The sequence below is a fragment of the Rhodonellum psychrophilum GCM71 = DSM 17998 genome, from assembly GCF_000381545.1.
GTDB lineage: Bacteria > Bacteroidota > Bacteroidia > Cytophagales > Cyclobacteriaceae > Rhodonellum > Rhodonellum psychrophilum.
In genome coordinates this window covers 22,844-41,096 of record NZ_KB906698.1, presented here as the reverse complement: position 1 = coordinate 41,096, position 18,253 = coordinate 22,844, and the positions used below count along the sequence as shown (strand labels likewise).

At 43.3% G+C, this 18,253-nt stretch carries 8 protein-coding genes; all 8 read left to right on the top strand.

Going from position 1 to position 18,253, the window contains the following annotated elements:
* Positions 1-8: 8 nt before the first annotated feature.
* Entirely contained in the window at positions 9-7,811 is a 7,803-nt protein-coding gene (locus F824_RS27780) for a hypothetical protein (RefSeq protein ID WP_033405662.1), read from the top strand.
* A gap of 23 nt (positions 7,812-7,834) precedes the next feature.
* Positions 7,835-8,938: a T9SS C-terminal target domain-containing protein gene (locus F824_RS0123735; protein WP_033405660.1), complete on the top strand. Its 1,104-nt coding sequence runs from the start codon at positions 7,835-7,837 to the stop codon at positions 8,936-8,938.
* A 371-nt stretch (positions 8,939-9,309) separates the two neighbouring features.
* Positions 9,310-9,708 (top strand): sugar 3,4-ketoisomerase, encoded by a 399-nt coding sequence (locus F824_RS0123730; protein WP_019600439.1) that lies wholly within the window; start codon positions 9,310-9,312, stop codon positions 9,706-9,708.
* Positions 9,708-10,124, top strand: a complete 417-nt coding sequence (locus F824_RS0123725) for a sugar 3,4-ketoisomerase (protein WP_019600438.1) — start codon at positions 9,708-9,710, stop codon at positions 10,122-10,124. Before F824_RS0123730 ends, F824_RS0123725 begins: the two co-directional genes overlap by 1 nt.
* Positions 10,121-11,227: a DegT/DnrJ/EryC1/StrS family aminotransferase gene (locus F824_RS0123720; protein ID WP_019600437.1), complete on the top strand. Its 1,107-nt coding sequence runs from the start codon at positions 10,121-10,123 to the stop codon at positions 11,225-11,227. The genes F824_RS0123725 and F824_RS0123720 overlap by 4 nt, the downstream gene beginning before the upstream one ends.
* A 66-nt stretch (positions 11,228-11,293) precedes the next feature.
* Positions 11,294-12,112: a polysaccharide biosynthesis/export family protein gene (locus tag F824_RS0123715; RefSeq protein WP_026333894.1), complete on the top strand. Its 819-nt coding sequence runs from the start codon at positions 11,294-11,296 to the stop codon at positions 12,110-12,112.
* Between the two features lies 1 nt (position 12,113).
* Positions 12,114-14,555 carry a GumC family protein gene (locus F824_RS0123710; RefSeq protein WP_019600435.1) on the top strand — a complete coding sequence of 814 codons (2,442 nt, stop codon included), beginning with the start codon at positions 12,114-12,116 and terminating at the stop codon, positions 14,553-14,555.
* Between the two features lie 1,027 nt (positions 14,556-15,582).
* Entirely contained in the window at positions 15,583-18,015 is a 2,433-nt protein-coding gene (locus F824_RS0123695; protein ID WP_019600432.1) for a GumC family protein, read from the top strand.
* The last annotated feature ends 238 nt before the right edge of the window (positions 18,016-18,253 follow it).

Below are 18,253 nucleotides of genomic sequence, written 5' to 3'. Positions count from 1 at the left end.
CCGGACAGTTGTCCATCAGCGGACTGGAAGGCCGGGATGCTGTGTACGAATACTGGGTTGGAATCTCAGGGGACAATACCTGCGACGTGCCGCCATTGAAGGTGGAAGTTACAGTGCACCCCCTTCCGGAAGCAACGTTCGCCGGAGTCGATGCGCTCTGCCATGACGGTTTGGGCAGCGTGCTGATTGCGGATGGGAATGACGATTACCGGTACACGGTCAGCGGACCGGAATCCCATACTGCACTTACCGAGGTTGAACTGGAAGCATTGGCACTTTTGCAGGGCACTTATTCCGTTACGATCACGGATATCTCTTCCGTTTTGAACTGTGAAGTTCCCGGATTTGGATTCATTATCAGTTCCCCTGATCCGATCATCCCCACTCACGCGGTGACGGATACCAGCTGCGAACTTGACAACGGCGTGGCGCTGATCACTGCAACTGGAGGTCTTGGAGCATACAGAATTGAAATAGCCGGCAACAACGGATTCACTGAATCTGTACCCTTTGCTGCCGGAGCAACAAGCATTGAATTTACCGGTTTGGCTCCGGGAGACTACAGCTACACTGTTTTCGATGCCAATGACTGCCCAAGCATAGAGGATAATTTCACTGTAGCACCGTCGGATGGACCGGAGTTCGGGATATCCGCCGCATCGGTACTGGAAATCTGCGAGGACGACACCGCGATCATCATTGCAGAAATGATTGATGAAGGTATCCCCTTGGCTGTCCCTGTGTATCAATTTTATTTTGACGAAGCGCTCACCCTGCCTGTAAGTTCAGCGGGAGGAGTGACGTATACAGACAACGGTTCCGGACAGTTGTCCATCAGCGGACTGGAAGGCCGGGATGCTGTGTACGAATACTGGGTTGGAATCTCAGGGGACAATACCTGCGACGTGCCGCCACTCAAGGTGGAAGTTACAGTGCACCCCCTTCCGGAAGCGGTTTTCACCGGAGTCGATGCGCTCTGTCATGACGGTTTGGGCAGTGTGCTGATTGGGGATGGGAATGATGATTACCGATACACGGTTAGCGGACCGGAATCCCATACTGCACTTACCGAGGATGCACTGGAAGCATTGGCACTTTTGCAGGGCACTTATTCGGTCACGATCACGGATATCTCTTCCACATTAAACTGTGAAGTTCCCGGGTTTGGATTTACCATCAGTTCCCCTGATCCGATCATCCCCACTCACGCGGTGACGGATACCAGCTGCGAACTTGACAACGGCGTGGTGCTGATCACTGCAACGGGAGGTCTTGGAGCATACAGAATTGAAATAGCCGGCAACAACGGATTCAATGAATCTGTACCCTTTGCTGCCGGAGCAACAAGCATTGAATTTACCGGATTGGCTCCGGGTGACTACAGCTACACTGTTTTCGATGCCAACGACTGCCCAAGCATAGAGGATAATTTCACTGTAGCACCGTCGGATGGACCGGAGTTCGGGATTTCCGCCGCATCGGTACTGGAAATCTGCGAGGACGATACTGCGATCATCATTGCAGAAATGATTGATGAAGGTGTTCCCTTGGCTATCCCTGTCTATCAATTTTATTTTGATGAAGCGCTCACGCAGCCCGTAAGTTCGGCGGGAGGAGTTACCTACACAGACAACGGTTCCGGACAGTTGTCCATCAGCGGATTGGAAGGCCGGAATGCTGTGTACGAATACTGGGTTGGAATTTCAGGGGACAATACCTGCGACGTGCCGCCACTCAAGGTGGAAGTTACAGTGAATCCACTGCCAAAAGCGACTCTTCTTGCAGAAGCACTGCTTTGCCACGATGACAATTTCATTCTGTTTGTGAATAATCCCAATCCGGATTACCGCTATCGTTTTCCAAACAATGAGTTTGCCGGCGTTTTTGATGAGCAACAGCTTATAGGAATGGCTTTGGCAGGTGACTTTATGGGGAATTTAGAGTATATCATTGAAATATTCACTGAAGGAACTGGATGTTTCGTTTCGCAAACCATTCATTTCGAACAGCCAACGCCAATAATTTTTATTGAAAATGAGATCATACCTGCCTCTTGTGCGGAAGATAACGGCACAATAAGTTTATCTTTTTCAGGAGGGACTCCTTTTCCAGGCAATCAATACCTATTGACCTTAAGTGGCCCAGATGGCTACAGCAATACAATGTCTCAAGGAGATGCTTCTGGCAACTATATCTTCACAAGCCTTGCCTCTGGCAGTTATAGTTGGACTGTGAAGGATGAAAATGGCTGCGAATTAAGTGGCCTTTTTGAAATTGAAGACGTTCCTGGAACTCCAGTTGAATTAATCTTGGAAGACATTGAGGTTTGTGCTCAAGATGGGGCGGTGGTGCTTTTGGAACCTCAAGTTTCAAATGCGCAGGCTCCTGTGCTGAAATATGTTTGGACATTGGATGGCGTGGCGATCACGGATGGATTTCAAAGTTCAAATGGCTTTATTCATAATCTGCTTTCGGGTGGAGTCTTACAGGTAAGTAATCTAACTGCAGGAATTGTCACAGATATTATTTACGATTTGGAAGTCACCGGTACACTGCTTTGTACTGCAACTGATCAATTAACGCTCACGGTTTATCCTGAAATTACTTTTTCCCTTGATTATGCTTCTGAGATATGTCTGGAAAGTGACAGGGTGAATATTGAAATCAGAGATTTGGCAGGCGGAAAAGATGACAATTATACCGTCACCCTTGCAGGAGTGGATTTTGCTGGGAACAGTATCAATTTAACCCAGAGCGGCACCCTCTTTGAAAATGTGCCTGCTGGAGAATATTCCCTTACGGTTTCGGGAGATGCAGGTTGTTCCACAGTTTTTGAACCGATAATTATTAGTCTCCCTGAATCCGAAATATCCTTGGATTTTGATTTGTCAAATGCAAACTGCGGTTTGGACAATGGATCAATTCAGATTGATGGCATCACAGGTGGATTCGGACCTGAATTTATCTGGGAATTTTATGCGGAGGGAAATGATCCAATAACCGATACTCCTCTTTTTAAGGAAGTATGGAACAATACTCCTTATACACTGACGGATTTAGCAGAAGGCAATTATTTCTTTAGGGTTTTTGATAGAAATGGATGCTTTGTGGATTTCCCCATTGAAATTGAAACTGCACCGGATCCTATATTTACGATAGAGGGTCCAGTGGAAGTCTGTGAGGGAGACACCAACGGAAATTTTGTGATTTCCGCAACCAACACTGAACCTGATGCTGAAAATCTGAATGTCCTCTGGTATCTGATCAACAGTGATGGTTCCAGAACTGAGTTGAGCAACAATGCAACGGTTGGATCTGCCACTTATACCTTATTGGGAGTGGGGACAGATTCTCCTGCCTTACAGATAAATGGCCTACAACCCGGGATTTATAACTATGAATTGCTTGTAGCATGTACAAATGTAGTTTTGCAAACCAGTATTCAGATAGATCCATTGCCCTTTGCGCAAATCAAAGTGGAACCGATATTGTGTGACGGAGATGATTTTGTGTTGACCATTTCTGAGGGGAATGATGATTATCGCTTTGATGTGGTCAGCGGTCCGGCTGGGTTTGTGGCCCTTTCGGAATTAACAGAGCAGGAATTAATCAATGTGGCTGCCACTTTTGTAGAGGGTATATATGTTGTTGAGGTCTACAACTCGAATTTAAGAACTTGTTCCATAGATTTTTCTCTGGATTTCAACAAGCCTGAGGTTTTGAATCTCACAGTAAATATAGAAGATGCTTCCTGCGGTCTGCCTGATGGTTCCATTAGGTTTGAAATCGGCGGCGGCACACCATTAGCGGCCGGAGGTTATAATGTGGCGCTCCTCTTGGATGGGAATCTATTGGCTGTTACGCCTATAATAAGCGGTGGGGGTACAGTTTATTTGTTTGAAGGATTGCTTCCTTCTGAAAATTACACCTGGACCATCACAGACCTCAACGGTTGTTTGGTGGAAGGAGGAGATGAAGTCCCTAATGATCAAGGGATAGAAATAGAGGTTTCAGTTGATCCATTGGAGGTCTGCGCCGATGAAGAGGCCATAATACTCCCAAATATTGACGCTGCTGGAAATGCTTTCACCGCCACCTGGTTCAAGGATGCTGCGCGGACCGTTCAGGTTCAGAATGGCTTGGATGCCAATGATGGCTTGACGTACACGGTCAACTCTTCAACAGGTGAACTTGCCATATCCGGTTTTACCAATTCCGAAGAAGTAATCTTGACTTACTTTTTGAGGGTGACAGGAGCTGGCATCTGTACGCCACCACTGCAGGAACTTAAATTGACCGTAGTGCCGGCGATTACTCTCGAGCTGGATTACAGGAATGAAATATGTGATCCTGAGGAAGAAATCACAATTACTGTTAATGCTTCAGGTGGAAGAGGTGATTTCAGCTACAGCATAGATGGCGGCTCCACTTGGCAAGTGGAAAACACATTTACTGTTACCGGAGCTGGTGAATATGTGATTTCGGTAGAATCTGCATTTGGTTGTGAAGCTGAAATTACAGCAACGATCAACCTTGCGGAGGAGCCCATTGATGCAGTATTGATTGCCATTCCAACAAGCTGTGGGGCTGATATTGGGAGTATTGAAATTGATCAGATAACCGGAGGATTTGGGGATTACACTTGGGAATGGCAAGATGAAAACGGCAATGCCATCGGTGTCGATAATGCGGGTATTTTGGAAGGCCTTGCAATGGGTTCTTATATTCTTAAGGTCACTGATCGGGCTGGATGTGTTTTCGAATTCCCGATTGTGGTTGGCACTGCACCGGAACCGGATTTTACGGCAATCGACGATGTTGAAATTTGCGAAGAGGATATAGATCCGGCAGTTGGGATTACTGTCAATAGTCAAAATCAAGTTCCCTCCGCTAGTAATCTACAAGTCACCTGGTACAAAGGCCCGGGTCTTCAGGAGCTTATCAATGAGGGAAGTGACCCTTCCCAAACCGGGGTAGTATTTACATTTATAAATAACGTCCCTCAAAACAGGGGCTTGAATATAGTAGGTCTTTCTCCCGGGGTTTATGCATACACCATGTTGGTCAATTGTACTCAGGAAGAAATTTCTTTTACCATTACTGTCAATGAGGCTCCGGACCCTGTTTTTGATATCATTCCTATCGTTTGCTTTGGAGAAGAGAGTGGTAAAATCATTCCTGTGAATCCAGAAGCCGATTGGGAATTCTCTGTAGATGGTTCCGCTCTAATGAGCGCCTCTGCTTTGGAAGCCATGAATTTCGGTGTCGGAACTTATACAATTGAAGTTTTGGCAGCCAATACCTGCCAATGGATTGGGGAAGTCATTGTAGAAGGGCCTGATAAGGAAATAGGTGTAGATCCGGTAAGTACCATCAACCCTTCTTGTGGAGAGAACATCGGCAGGATTACCCTGAAGGTAAGTGGTGGTTGGCCAAAATATAGGGTGCAGCTTTTTGAGGATCAAGCCAGAACAATTCTGATTGAAGAAAAAACAGATGTCGCAGAAGGGCGGGTTTCTTTTTCAGGTCTTGGCTCAGGAAATTATTACATAAGGATAATCGATGCTGCAGATTGTGTTTTTGATTGGTCAACCAACACAGAATTGGAAGATGGGCCTACGCAGATTCTTGTGGATGCACCTGAGGTCTGTGAAGGAGAAATTATAGAATTGACTCCGGAAATCTTACAGACGAATGCTGATCCTGTTTATCAATGGTTTTTTGATGGAGCACTTACAGACGCCATCACGGATGGAATGTTCAACGCCGGTGTCCTTTATACATTGGATGCGACAGGGAATCTGAGTATTGATGGATTGACAGGGACGATGGAACTCTTTGTGATCGTCACAGGTCAGGGAACCTGTGAAGGTTTTGTTGGGAATGTAAATTTAACGGTTCTGCCAGGGATCAATTTTGACCTGGAAGTTGTAGAGGAGCTATGCCCTGAAGATGGGGGCATGGTGAGATTCGTCGATGTAAGCGGTGGAAACGGGAATTATGAGTATAGCATTGATGGAATCAACTGGCAGAGTTCTCCTGAATTTCTTGGTGTTCAATCAGGAGACTTTGAAGCGGCTGTCAGAAGTGGACAGTGTATTGCCCTCAAAAAGGATAGCTTGAATCCTGCCGAGCCTATGGCTTTGGAATTGGAGAGAGTAGAAGACGCTGCTTGCGGAGCCGAAGACGGTAAAATATTCTTCAGTATTCTTGGAGGATTCCTTGATACCGGAGATGAGTACAGCATTGCACTTTTGGATGAAGCGCTAAACGATGCCAATGTGGGAACCTTAGTGGATCTGGGTAACGGAGAATATGCTTTTGAAGGACTTCCTGTTGGAAATTATGCAATTAGGGTGATGGACAGCAATGGTTGTGTCCAACTGCTGACGGACCTGAAAATAAATACCCAATTAGAGGAAGGTGAAACGTATCTCGAAAATTATGAATTCTGCGAAAGCGATTTCTTTGCCTTGACTGTTGAGGAAGCCCTTTTTGGATTGGTGAATAATTCGGGAGCTGTTCCTGTTTCTGAATGGAGGTTTGCGGGTGTTGTGATCAACCCGGCAGATATGCTGAGCGCTGGCGTTTATGAGGCATTCCAAATTTACGAAAGCAATGGCTGTCCGGTTCAGGATGTCACGTCCATCACTGTTACATCCACCCAAGCCAGCGCTCCAACAGTGGCAAATGAAGAATATGTGATCTGTTCAGGAGAGGAAATCGCATTTTCTGTTTTGGAAGCTTTTCTGGATACTGATTTTGGACCGATCGATTGGATAGATGGCAATGGGGATCCTGTGGACAGTCAGACTGTCTTGATATCCGAAGCAGGAATCTGGACTGCTGTTCAGGTAAAGGCTCCTGTTGCTGCTGATCAATGCCCCGAGTTTAGGGAAACAAATTTTGAAATTAAAGTCGAGGATCCTATAGATGAAAAAATTGCTGTCACCTACACGTATTGTGAATTTGAAACCATCAGTTTAGATGCGCTTGAGGCCAGGTTGATCCAGGAAGGTAGGCTGGATGCCTCTCAGCAAACCAAATGGGAAGATCAGGATGGAAATGAAATTCCGCAGGGCGCCGATGTCAATTTCAACAACATTTATTTTGCGGTGCAGTCTGACGAAAGTAGCAATTGCATCAAAAGAAAGGTCGTAGAAGTGGATTTTGTGATCACGCAGCAAACCATCAATCCACTTCCCCCCAGGAGCTTTGAAATCTGCGAAACCGATGCAATAACACTCGCCGATTTGAGGGCGGCAAATACCGATATTGATCAGGCTTGGGAATGGTTTGATGATAAAGGGATTCCTGTTAGTCAAAATGAAACGCTTCAAATCGGAATGGTCTATCAAGTGATTGTCGGAACTTCCGATGGGGGCAATGCATGCTCTGCTGTTGACAGTATAGAAATCAGTATTTTGTCAGGAGATTGTGGAGATCCAACCCTTGAACCCCTGCCGATTTTGGTTTTGGAAGATAGGGTGATATGTGAAGGGGACCTGTTGGTGTTTAGGCCGGTCATTCAAAACAGAAGAGGCAGGCCATTGACCATCATGTACTTCATTGATTCTGCAGCAACATTATTGATAGAAACAGTTCAGGGATGGAATGTGTCTTACAATGTCAATGGAGAGGTGAGAATTCAGGGAATGGTGACCCAACCGACACCTTACACCATCTATGGCGTTTTAATGGATGAATCGAACAGGCCTATTTATGGTCCTGTGCCAATGAAAATTATTGTAGACCCTTTGCCTGAAAAACCCACCATTAGGGTCATCGGGGGAAGAAAAACTGAAGATTAGGCAATTTGCAAATATTATTGAAAATGATGAATAGGTCCTGTTTGATATACCCTGTTGTACCGCTTATCCTGTTCCTTTTTGGAACGGCAGGGTCTGCCTATGCATTGGATAGATACAGCATCTGCGCAGGAGAATCACTCATATTGAATGCTGAAACAAATGCGGACGACTATTCCTGGTTTAGAAACGGCGTTCCCATAACAGAAAACCAGTCGATGCTATTGGTCAAAGAAGCAGGGATTTATGAAGTGATTGCCATCAATAAAAACGGATGTGGGTCTGATGCCTCGGATCCTGTAGAGGTGCTGGTGGACCCAATTCCGGTATTGCGTGTCAATCAACCTGCACCTTCTTGTGATCCCACCGGTAGGGTGGATATTACAGCTCAGATTATCGGGTTTGACACAGATAAATATGATTATATCATCAAAGATCCGGTGGGTAAAATACTCAGGGCAGATGAACTGACGCCCATCTCCGCTTCCGGTGAATACCTTGTTTCGGTAGCTTTTAAAGGAGCCGAATGTTATACCCTGCCCTCCAGAGTCATGGTTTATATTGCGGAAGAGGTCATGGATGCCGACTACGAAATTGAAGTCAATGGGATTGTTTTCCAAAATGATGCAGGATACATAGATGCATTTTTAGGAGAGCCTATTAAGTTTTTGGATATCTCTGTTGGTGACCCGATAGAATGGTTATGGGATTTCGGAGATGGAAATAGAAGCACTCTGGAAAATCCTGTTCATCAATACGACGAAAAAGGAGATTACCTGGTCACCTTATATGTGAAAAATGACATGGGTTGTTTTGACGAAATAACCGGAATTGTCACCGTATTTGCAGATTATTTCTTAAAGATTCCCAACGCATTCACCCCAAATAGGGAAGATGGGAAAAACAATTATTTCTTGCCCGCATTCCGGGGAATGGCCGAAATGGAATTTATGATTTTCAATACCTGGGGGGACTTGATCTTTGAAACAAACAGTCTGGAATCCAGAGGTTGGGATGGCACACTCAATGGATTGCCTACACCAAACGGGAATTATGTTTATAAAGCCAAATTCACCTCCATCACCGGGGAAAAGATTGTAAGATCCGGGGTGTTCATTTTGATCAAATAAATGGGAGAAGATCAGACGCATTGGAGAAAGACGCATTTTGGCGATTAAGTGAAGTCAAAAATTGTAAACAGCTGACTGGTAATGAATCAATTTCAGCTTGGAATGGAATTGCCAATGCATAACCCGGGTTCAAATGGATAAGCCATGACTTCTTAAAGGATTGGTACATATTTGTTTTATTATTGTATCTTCACCGATCTTTTGAGTAAAGGTGTTGCGTTTAAGCGTATATTTGCACTGCAATACTGGGTTTTACCTCTGCTTTTCCACTCAAGCGGTATGCAAGGTTTCATTCTGCTTAAAAAATCAAAAGATTAGGCGATCTAATAACCGATAATGAATTTGGGTATGGTTAATGGAGTATATTAAATATGAAAGAATTTAGATTGATAGAATTACCCAAGATAAATGACGTACGAGGGAACCTTACTTTTTTAGAAAATAACGCCCAAATCCCCTTTAAGATACAAAGAGTTTTCTGGACCTATGATGTTTCCGGTGGTGAAATCAGAGGCGGTCATGCCTTTTTTAAACAGCACGAGTTGATCATTGCACTCAGTGGGAGTTTTGATGTGGTGGTGACGGACAAGGCAGGAAACGAGACTAAAATATCATTGAACAGGTCTTATTATGGGCTGTTAATTCCCGCAAAAACATGGCGACACATGGAGAATTTCTCCACCAACTCACTTGGACTTCATGTTTCCAGCGAAAAATTCGATGAAAATGATTATATCCGGAATTTTGAACAATATCAAATTTTAAATTGATGCAAAACACCACAGTATATGATTGTTCTCTGATCCAATTGCCCCAAAATCATTCAGAAAAAGGCAGAATAACCTCTGTCAACAACAACATTGAAGCGCCTTTTGATATAGAAAGGGTATACTATCTCTACGATGTGCCGGGGGGCGAAGCCAGAGGCGGACATGCCCACCTTGAACTTCAGCAGCTGATTGTTGCCGCAAGTGGAAGTTTTGATTTGATAGTGGATGACGGGAATATCAAAAGAACCTTTCATCTGAATCGTCCTTACAATGCCGTATATATGCCTTCAGGTTTATGGAGAGAGTTGGATAATTTTTCTTCAGGTTCTATTTGCCTGGTATTGGCCTCAACGCTTTACGATGAAGCGGATTACTTAAGAAATTATCAGGAATTTAAGCAATATAAAACAAAATGACAGTTGTTCCTTTTTTAAACTTTGAAGCAGCACATTCCTCCATTCGTTCAGAAATGTTGCAAGCCTTTGAAGAAGTTTACGATGGCTATTGGTACATCATGGGAGACAAACTCAAAACTTTTGAGGCTTCCTATGCCGTCTTCAACCAAGTCAAATATGCCATTGGCGTAAGCAATGGACTCGATGCATTGCATCTTTGTCTTAAGTCACTTGGCATTGGCGAAGGTGACGAAGTGATTATACCCTCCAATACTTACATTGCCACTGTCTTGGCAGTTTCGTATGTGGGTGCCACTCCTGTTTTTGTGGAGCCTGATCCCCTCACCTACAACATCGATCCAACAAAATTGGAACAGGCCATTACTTCCAAAACCAAAGCCATTATGCCTGTCCATTTATATGGTCAGGCCTGTGCGATGGGCGAAATTATGGAAATCGCGCAAAATCATAAGCTGTGGATTGTGGAAGACAATGCGCAGGCACATGGAGCCACCTATGCGGGTAAGCTTACCGGAAGTTTTGGAAATGTAAATGCAACAAGTTTTTATCCTGGCAAAAATTTAGGTGCCTTGGGTGATGCGGGCGCAGTAACAACGGACGATGAATTTCATCTTGAAAACGTCATGAAGCTGAGAAATTATGGCAGTAATCTCAAATACAAACATGAGGTAATAGGTTTCAACATGAGGTTGGATGAATTGCAGGCATCATTTTTGGAGGTGAAGCTGAAATACCTTATGAAATGGACCAAACAGCGTCAGGAGATTGCCTCCTGGTACGACCAAGGATTGAAGGGTTTAGGAGACTTGATTTTGCCCAGTACGCTGGAAGGATCCACACATGTTTACCATTTATACATCATCCGGACGGGAATGCGTGATGCGTTGCAGCAACACCTTAACGCCAATGGTGTCGGTACGCTCATCCATTACCCGACGCCACCGCATCTTCAAGCTGCCTACGAACATCTGGGTTACAAGAAAGGGGATTTCCCGATTGCAGAAGAATTATCGAACACTTCCCTGAGTATTCCTATTTGGCCAGGGATGACAAAAGAAATGGTGGATAAGGTCGTTTCTGAAATCCGAAATTTCTTTGTTTAACAGTTCAAAAAAATACAATTATTTTAGTTTGTGCCTATCCTGTATCACGATCATTTATAACTTCTTATGCGAAAATTTTCTAAAATCTTACTTCTCCCTATTTTAATCTGGGTAAGTTTCTCCTGTGTGCCGAATAAAAAAGTGATCTATCTCCAGAATTTGGATGGGAATGAGGTCATTCCCGAAGGTCAAATGATGACTTATGAAATCCCGGAGTACAGATTACAATTCAATGACATCATAGACATAGACATAAAAACCTCTGAGGACTTCATCAAGAGTGGATTCAATCTGAAAGATCAAGGTGCCGCCGGTGGTGGAGCAATGATGGGTCAAATGGCCCAATCAGGTGGAGATATCTACTACATGACAGGGTATTCAGTGGACAGAGAAGGCAATATCAGATTGCCGATCATTGGCGAAGTCAATGTGAAAAACCTAACCATCGATGAAACCCGTCTTTTGTTGGAAACCGAGTTGAAAAAATATGTGACCACAGAACTGTATGTGAAAGTTAAGTTGGGCGGTATTCGTTTCGCTACTCTTGGAGAGTTCCGCAGACCGGGTAAATACACCATTCTTCAGGACAGAATGACCATTTTTGAAGCCATTGCGCAAGCAGGTGACCTCACTACCGTAGCCAATAGAGACCAAATTCTCCTGATCAGACAGTATCCGGAAGGCACCAAACTGCATAGAATCAACCTAATGGACAGGAATATCATCAGCAGCCCTTTTTACTTTATCCAACCCAATGATCAGATATATGCTGAACCCATGAGAGTCAGAGAACTTGGTTCAGGGGAAAATGTCACCCAAACCTTGGCTTTGTTGGTTTCTTCGATTTCTGCTTTTGCTTTAGTATTAAATTTACTCACCAAATAATATGAATAATCCTCCCAACAAAGATTCTAATCAGGGTTCTGAGCTAAAATTTAATCAAGGTGACGAGAATGATATAAAAGTATTGTTATTCAAATACCTGAAATTTTGGCCATTGATATTGATTTCTGTCTTGATCGGTCTGGTTGCAGCCTTCTTTTTCAATCGCTATTCAACGCCGATATACAGAGTAGAATCAACGGTTATAGTCATTGATGACAAACCGAAGCTGGGGTCTGATCTCTTTGAGGCTTCAGGTCTTTTTACCAACAAAAGCAATGTTGACAATGAAATCGGGATTCTGACTTCTTATTCCATGGCTGAAGAAGCACTTGAGGACTTGAATCTGAATGTGCTGTATTTTACCGAAGGTGTTTTTGCCAGCAGGCAGCTGCACGGGAGTGTTCCAATATTCGTTGAAGTCGATTGGAAACACGCGCAATTGGTGGGGGGTAAGCTTAAATTGGAAATTATTGACCAGAATTCTTTTACACTCTCTGTGGAAGATGAAGGGTTTATTATTTTTCACCCCAATGATCCCTTCAATAAATCCACCTTGAAAAACCCGGTCAAATTCGATCGGACTTTCAAATTTGGAGAACTTATCCAAGGAGACAACTTCAAATTTAAAGTGGAAAATTTTTCTGGATTGAATGGAGATAAGATATTTTTCCAGTTAAAAGACACCCAGTCACTTGCGCTTCAATATCAAAACCTGATTTCTGTTTCAGCACTCAATAAGCAATCTTCTATTCTTACTTTGGCGATTCAGACTCCTGTAAAAGGTATCGGTGAAGATTATCTCAATAAGCTTATGGAGATGTATCTGGCCAGGGAACTTAAGGAAAAGAACAAAGAAGCTGAAAACACGATCCTGTTTATTCAAAATCAGTTGAGTGGAATAACCGATTCTTTGACCTTTTTCGAAAACCGGCTGGAAAAGTACAGATCTGAAAACAGGATTTTTGATCTCAGCAAGGAGGGTACCCAGATTTTTGAACGTTTACAGGACCTGGAAAAAGAAAAATCCCAAACGGAGATGAATCTCCGTATCTATGAAACTTTAGAAAATTACCTGAACAATGATCAGGTGGATGATTTGATGGCTCCTTCCATCATGGGCGCAGCGGATCCCTTGTTGAATGCATTGGTCATCAATCTCAGTGAGCTACAGGCCGAACGAATCAGACTTTCTTCCAATTATTCAGCCGAAACCCCTGCTTTGAAGGAAATCGCAAGCAGAATCGAAAGTACAAAAAGAGCCCTTAGGGAGAATGTTCGATCTGCAATAAGAAACACAAACAACATCCTGGGAGATTATAAATCGAGAATCGGTATGATTGAAAGGGAGATAAACAGTCTTCCGGAAACCGAACGCAAATTGCTGGGGATTCAAAGACAGTTTTCAATCAACGAAAATATCTATATCTACCTTCTTGAGAAAAGGGCAGAAGCAGAAATTCTCAGGGCCTCAAATATGCCTAAAAATCAGATTTTGGATTTGGCAAGAGCCAAAAGCGGACCTATTTCGCCAAAGCCTCAGAGAAATCTCATGTTCGGGTTCATGTTGGGTTTCATCCTTCCCATCGGATTTATATCTTTCAGACACTTTCTGAATACAAAAGTCGAAGATCCGAGAGACTTGGAAAGACGATTGAATGTTCCTCTGATAGGGGTGATTGGCAGAAATACCACCAATGATGACTTGCCTGTTTTAAACAGTCCGCGGTCTTCAGTAACTGAATCCTTCAGGGGTTTGAGAGCGGATATGTCCTATCTCGCTGCAAATAAGGAAAAAATCACGCTGTTGTTTACTTCCAGTGTGTCTGGAGAAGGTAAAACCTTTGCGTCGGTCAACATGGCTTCCGTATACTCTTTGATGGGTAAAAAAACTGTCCTGATTGGACTGGATTTAAGAAAACCAAAAATTGCGGAAGGTTTTGGACTGACCAACGATGTCGGTATCAGTACCTGTCTCAGCACCAACAAGCCCTGGAGGGAAGTGGTGATGTCATCGGGCTTCGAAAATTTGGATGTCATTTTATCTGGACCTATTCCACCTAACCCAGCTGAATTGCTGCTTCAAGATTATTTTAAAGAAATTATGAAGGAAGTAAAGGAGGAATATGACGTTGTGGTATTGGATTGTCCTCCTGTTGGATTGGTGTCAGAGACCAAAGAACTGTTTCAGTATTCGGATGTCAATTTCTTCGTCTTTAGACAAGGATATTCCGAAAGAGAAAACTTTGCAGTGTTAAACAATCTCGTAGAAAAAGGAGGCGTTAAAAAAGTTTATGCCGTCTTCAATGATGCCCATGTTGAAAGGGGTTATGGTTACGGATATGGTTACGGCTATGGTTATGGAGACAGTTATGGATACCATGATGTCCAGAAAAAATCCTGGTGGAAAAAGAGTGTTAAAAAGATCAAAGGTAGCAGAGGATAACATGCGCTGATCATCAATAAGGCGCATGGTCAAATCTTAGGTGATGAAATCAAGGACTGCTTTCGAAGCAAAACACAAATAATTTAGAGAGAGAAGAAAAGACCAAATTTGGATCTGCCTTCCATTTCAGAATCAAACTGCTCTACAGTATGATTTTGAAGTGGAAGGCATCTTTCATGAATAACAAATAGGGTTTGGGTTTTGCCCGTTTTATGCATTAAGAACTCCATTTAATATTTTAATTTACTGATAATCAATTAGTTGTTGACTATTTTTGACTTCACCCTATTGGTGTCAGGAATTGTTCTCCCAATAGTCTGATTTTTTTTCAGTTCCAATCCCATTTGGAAACCTACTGCATATTTCGGGTTGAATTGCAATCGCATTTTATTTCAAAATATCCTTTTCAACCAAGAGGAGTGGCACTTCCTTCTTTATTACCGAAAACTGTAACATTCCATCAAATTATTTCATAAATTTGTGAATTATTTGAAATCATGAATTTATTGGTCGTGGAATCTAGAGATCCCAAAAAACCAATTGTCAATGGCCAATCGGTAAGAGCGGATTTCAATCGGTTTTTATAAACCATCAATGGGGCTTATCCTAAAATGTGGATTCCACAGGATTGAGGAAAGGCACTTGTAGAAAAAATCCTGAAATTGAGGAAAAGTGAAAGAGGAAATGCCCCATTGGCTTTACTTGTACAGTTTCCACTTCATTCTAATGGTTGAAGTTCCCAGGTGCATTTGTAATATTTAGATTCAAAAAAGATGTGTTTCTGCCCACGCAGACGCATCACGAGATTAAAGCGCTTAACCAGAACAATCCTGAAACAAGGACCATGGAGTCCTGTTTTGATGGACACCCACAGACCAACAAAAATAAAAATTTTCAATGCATCACCTTATCCAGCCCTACCTTAGGCATTTTTCCAAAAACAACATCCTGCGGATAAGGAACGGAGTTTGCAGTCCCCATCCATTCACTTGTCAACGACCTTAATAGTATTACGCAATAAGATTTTATGAACACTCCTCATTCCAATCAAAATCCCAATCCCGCTCCCTTTCGTCCCGAAAATGAAGACGAGATTGATTTAAAAGTGCTCTTATTCAATTATCTCAAGTTTTGGCCCCTGATCCTGGGCTGCATGCTGATTGGGGTTTTGGCTGCATTCTTTATCACCCGGTATACCACGCCCATCTACCAAGTGGAAGCCACTGTGGTGGTGGCAGATGACAAGCCTGCCTTGGGAACGGACCTTTTTGAATCTTCGGGACTTTTGCAGGGGAAAAACAACATCGACAACGAAATCGGGATACTCAAATCCTACACCCTTGCGGTTGAAGCCATCAATGAATTGACACTGAATGTGTCTTATTTTAAAGAGGGTTTTTTAAGAACCACCCAGATTTACGGAAACGTACCCGTATACGTCAGCGTGGATTGGAACCATCCCCAATTGGTGGGTGGAATGCTCAAACTGACAGCGATAGGGGACAATAAATTTGAACTGGACATTGCAGAGGAGGAATTTCAAGTGTTCAATCCTGCGGATCCTTTTTACAAAACGCAATTGACCCAAAATTCGCTGAACAAAGGAGTGTATACCTTTGGAGAACCCATTCAGGGCGAAAATTTTAAATTTACGGTCAACAATACGTCTGCCTTGACAGGCGAGGAAATCTTTTTCACCCTTCGGGATGTTCCCTCGCTGGCATTGTCTTTCAAGAACCAGATCAACATTACCCCGATCAACAAACAGGCTTCCATCCTTACCTTGACTTTGGAGACGCCCATCAGAAGATTGGGAGAAGATTATATCAACAAATTGATGGACGTTTACCTGGAAAGGGAATTGAAAGAAAAAAATCGATCTTCTGAGAGTACCATCCGATTTATAGAGCAGCAACTGTCCGGGATCACGGATTCACTCACCTTTTTCGAGAACAGGCTTCAAACCTACCGTTCAGAAAACCGGATTTTTAACCTGAGTGAGGAAGGTTCTTTGGTGTTTGAAAGGTTACAGGAATTGGAAAAGGAAAAATCCCAATCCGAAATCTCCCTCAAATACTACAATACACTTCTCACTTACCTCAAAAACGATCAATTGGACGGATTGATCGCACCTTCTCTCACCGGAGTTACGGATCCCTTGCTCAATGCACTGGTGGCGAATCTTAGTGAATTGCAGGCAGAGAGGGTGCGCTTGACGGCCAATTTTTCAGATCAAACCCCGGTGGTGCGGGAGGTGAGAAGCAAGATCCAGAACACGAAAAAGGCGCTGCAGGAAAATGTCAGTTCTGCAATCCAAAACACCAACAATTTGCTCGTAGATTTGAAAAGAAGGGTAGCGATCATCGAAAAGGAAATCAATGCTTTGCCGGAAACGGAAAGAAAGTTGTTGGGCATCCAAAGGCAGTTCGCCATCAATGAAAATATTTACATCTACCTGCTTCAAAAGCGGGCAGAGGCCGAAATCACCAAGGCCTCCAATATGCCTAAAAATTCCGTGTTGGATTTTGCCAAAGCGGGGTCAGTACCTGTTGCCCCCAAAAGAACACTGAACCTCTTGATCGGTTTGATCTTGGGGATGGTCCTGCCGATAGGCTTTATTACGATCAAGGATTTCCTCAACACCAAGATCGAGGATCCCAAAGATTTGGAAAATCAGATCAAGGTTCCCCTGATTGGAATGATCGGGAGAAACAATGCAGAAGATCCCAAACCGGTCTTGAACAATCCAAGGTCTTCGGTGACCGAGGCTTTCCGGAATCTCAGGGCAGACATGTCCTATTTGAGTCCCAAAAAACAACTGACGCTTTTGTTTACCTCTACCATTTCGGGCGAAGGAAAAACATTTATCTCCATCAACATGGCCTCCGTCTATTCCCTGATGGGAAAGAAGACCCTTTTGATCGGATTGGATTTGAGAAAACCCAAAATTGCACAGGACTTCAATACCGTCAATGACAAGGGGATGAGTACCTGCCTGAGCACGGATATGCCTTGGCAACAAGTGGTCAAACCATCAGGGTATGACAACCTGGACATCATCCTTTCCGGTCCGATTCCACCAAATCCCGCAGAGCTTTTGCTTCAGGACAAATTCGCTGTAATCATGAAAGAGATAAAGGAGCATTACGATGTGGTCATATTGGATTGTCCACCCGTGGGCTTGGTCTCGGAAACCAAAGAACTTTTTGCCTATTCGGATGTGAATTTCTTCGTTTTCCGTCAGGGCTATTCCCAAAAAGCCAATTTGCAAATCCTGAACAACCTGGTTGAAAAAGGAGGCGTTTCCAAAATGTATGGCATCTTAAATGACGTTCATATCGATCGGGGTTATGGTTATGGTTATGGATACGGTTACGGCTATGGTGGATCTTATGGCTACCATGATGAAGTCCAACTCCCTTGGTGGAAGCGTGCATTAAAAAGAAGTAAATTGTCTTGATCCTTTTGATTTGGTGTAAATTCCTCCACATCAAGGCATTGAAAATTCCCCAAAGCCCTCTCTATCTGGAGAGGGCTTTTTTTATGAAAAAGCAGTATTGTATAAAATTTAAAGAGGTATATTTGACGCATTATCAGCATTTTTCCTGTTGATAATGCCCAAAAAAGCTTTTTCCCAAAAAAAACTATTTAAGTTCTTTTATCAACGGCTACACCATGATGGGATAATTTTTACCCAT

Bases quoted from the DNA above. Each gene is read 5' to 3' on its own strand.
- F824_RS0123735 (WP_033405660.1), top strand. From the start codon at position 7,835: ATGATGAATAGGTCCTGTTTGATATACCCTGTTGTACCGCTTATCCTG.
- F824_RS0123730 (WP_019600439.1), top strand. From the start codon at position 9,310: ATGAAAGAATTTAGATTGATAGAATTACCCAAGATAAATGACGTACGA.
- F824_RS0123725 (WP_019600438.1), top strand. From the start codon at position 9,708: ATGCAAAACACCACAGTATATGATTGTTCTCTGATCCAATTGCCCCAA.
- F824_RS0123720 (WP_019600437.1), top strand. From the start codon at position 10,121: ATGACAGTTGTTCCTTTTTTAAACTTTGAAGCAGCACATTCCTCCATT.
- F824_RS0123715 (WP_026333894.1), top strand. From the start codon at position 11,294: ATGCGAAAATTTTCTAAAATCTTACTTCTCCCTATTTTAATCTGGGTA.
- F824_RS0123710 (WP_019600435.1), top strand. From the start codon at position 12,114: ATGAATAATCCTCCCAACAAAGATTCTAATCAGGGTTCTGAGCTAAAA.
- F824_RS0123695 (WP_019600432.1), top strand. From the start codon at position 15,583: ATGAACACTCCTCATTCCAATCAAAATCCCAATCCCGCTCCCTTTCGT.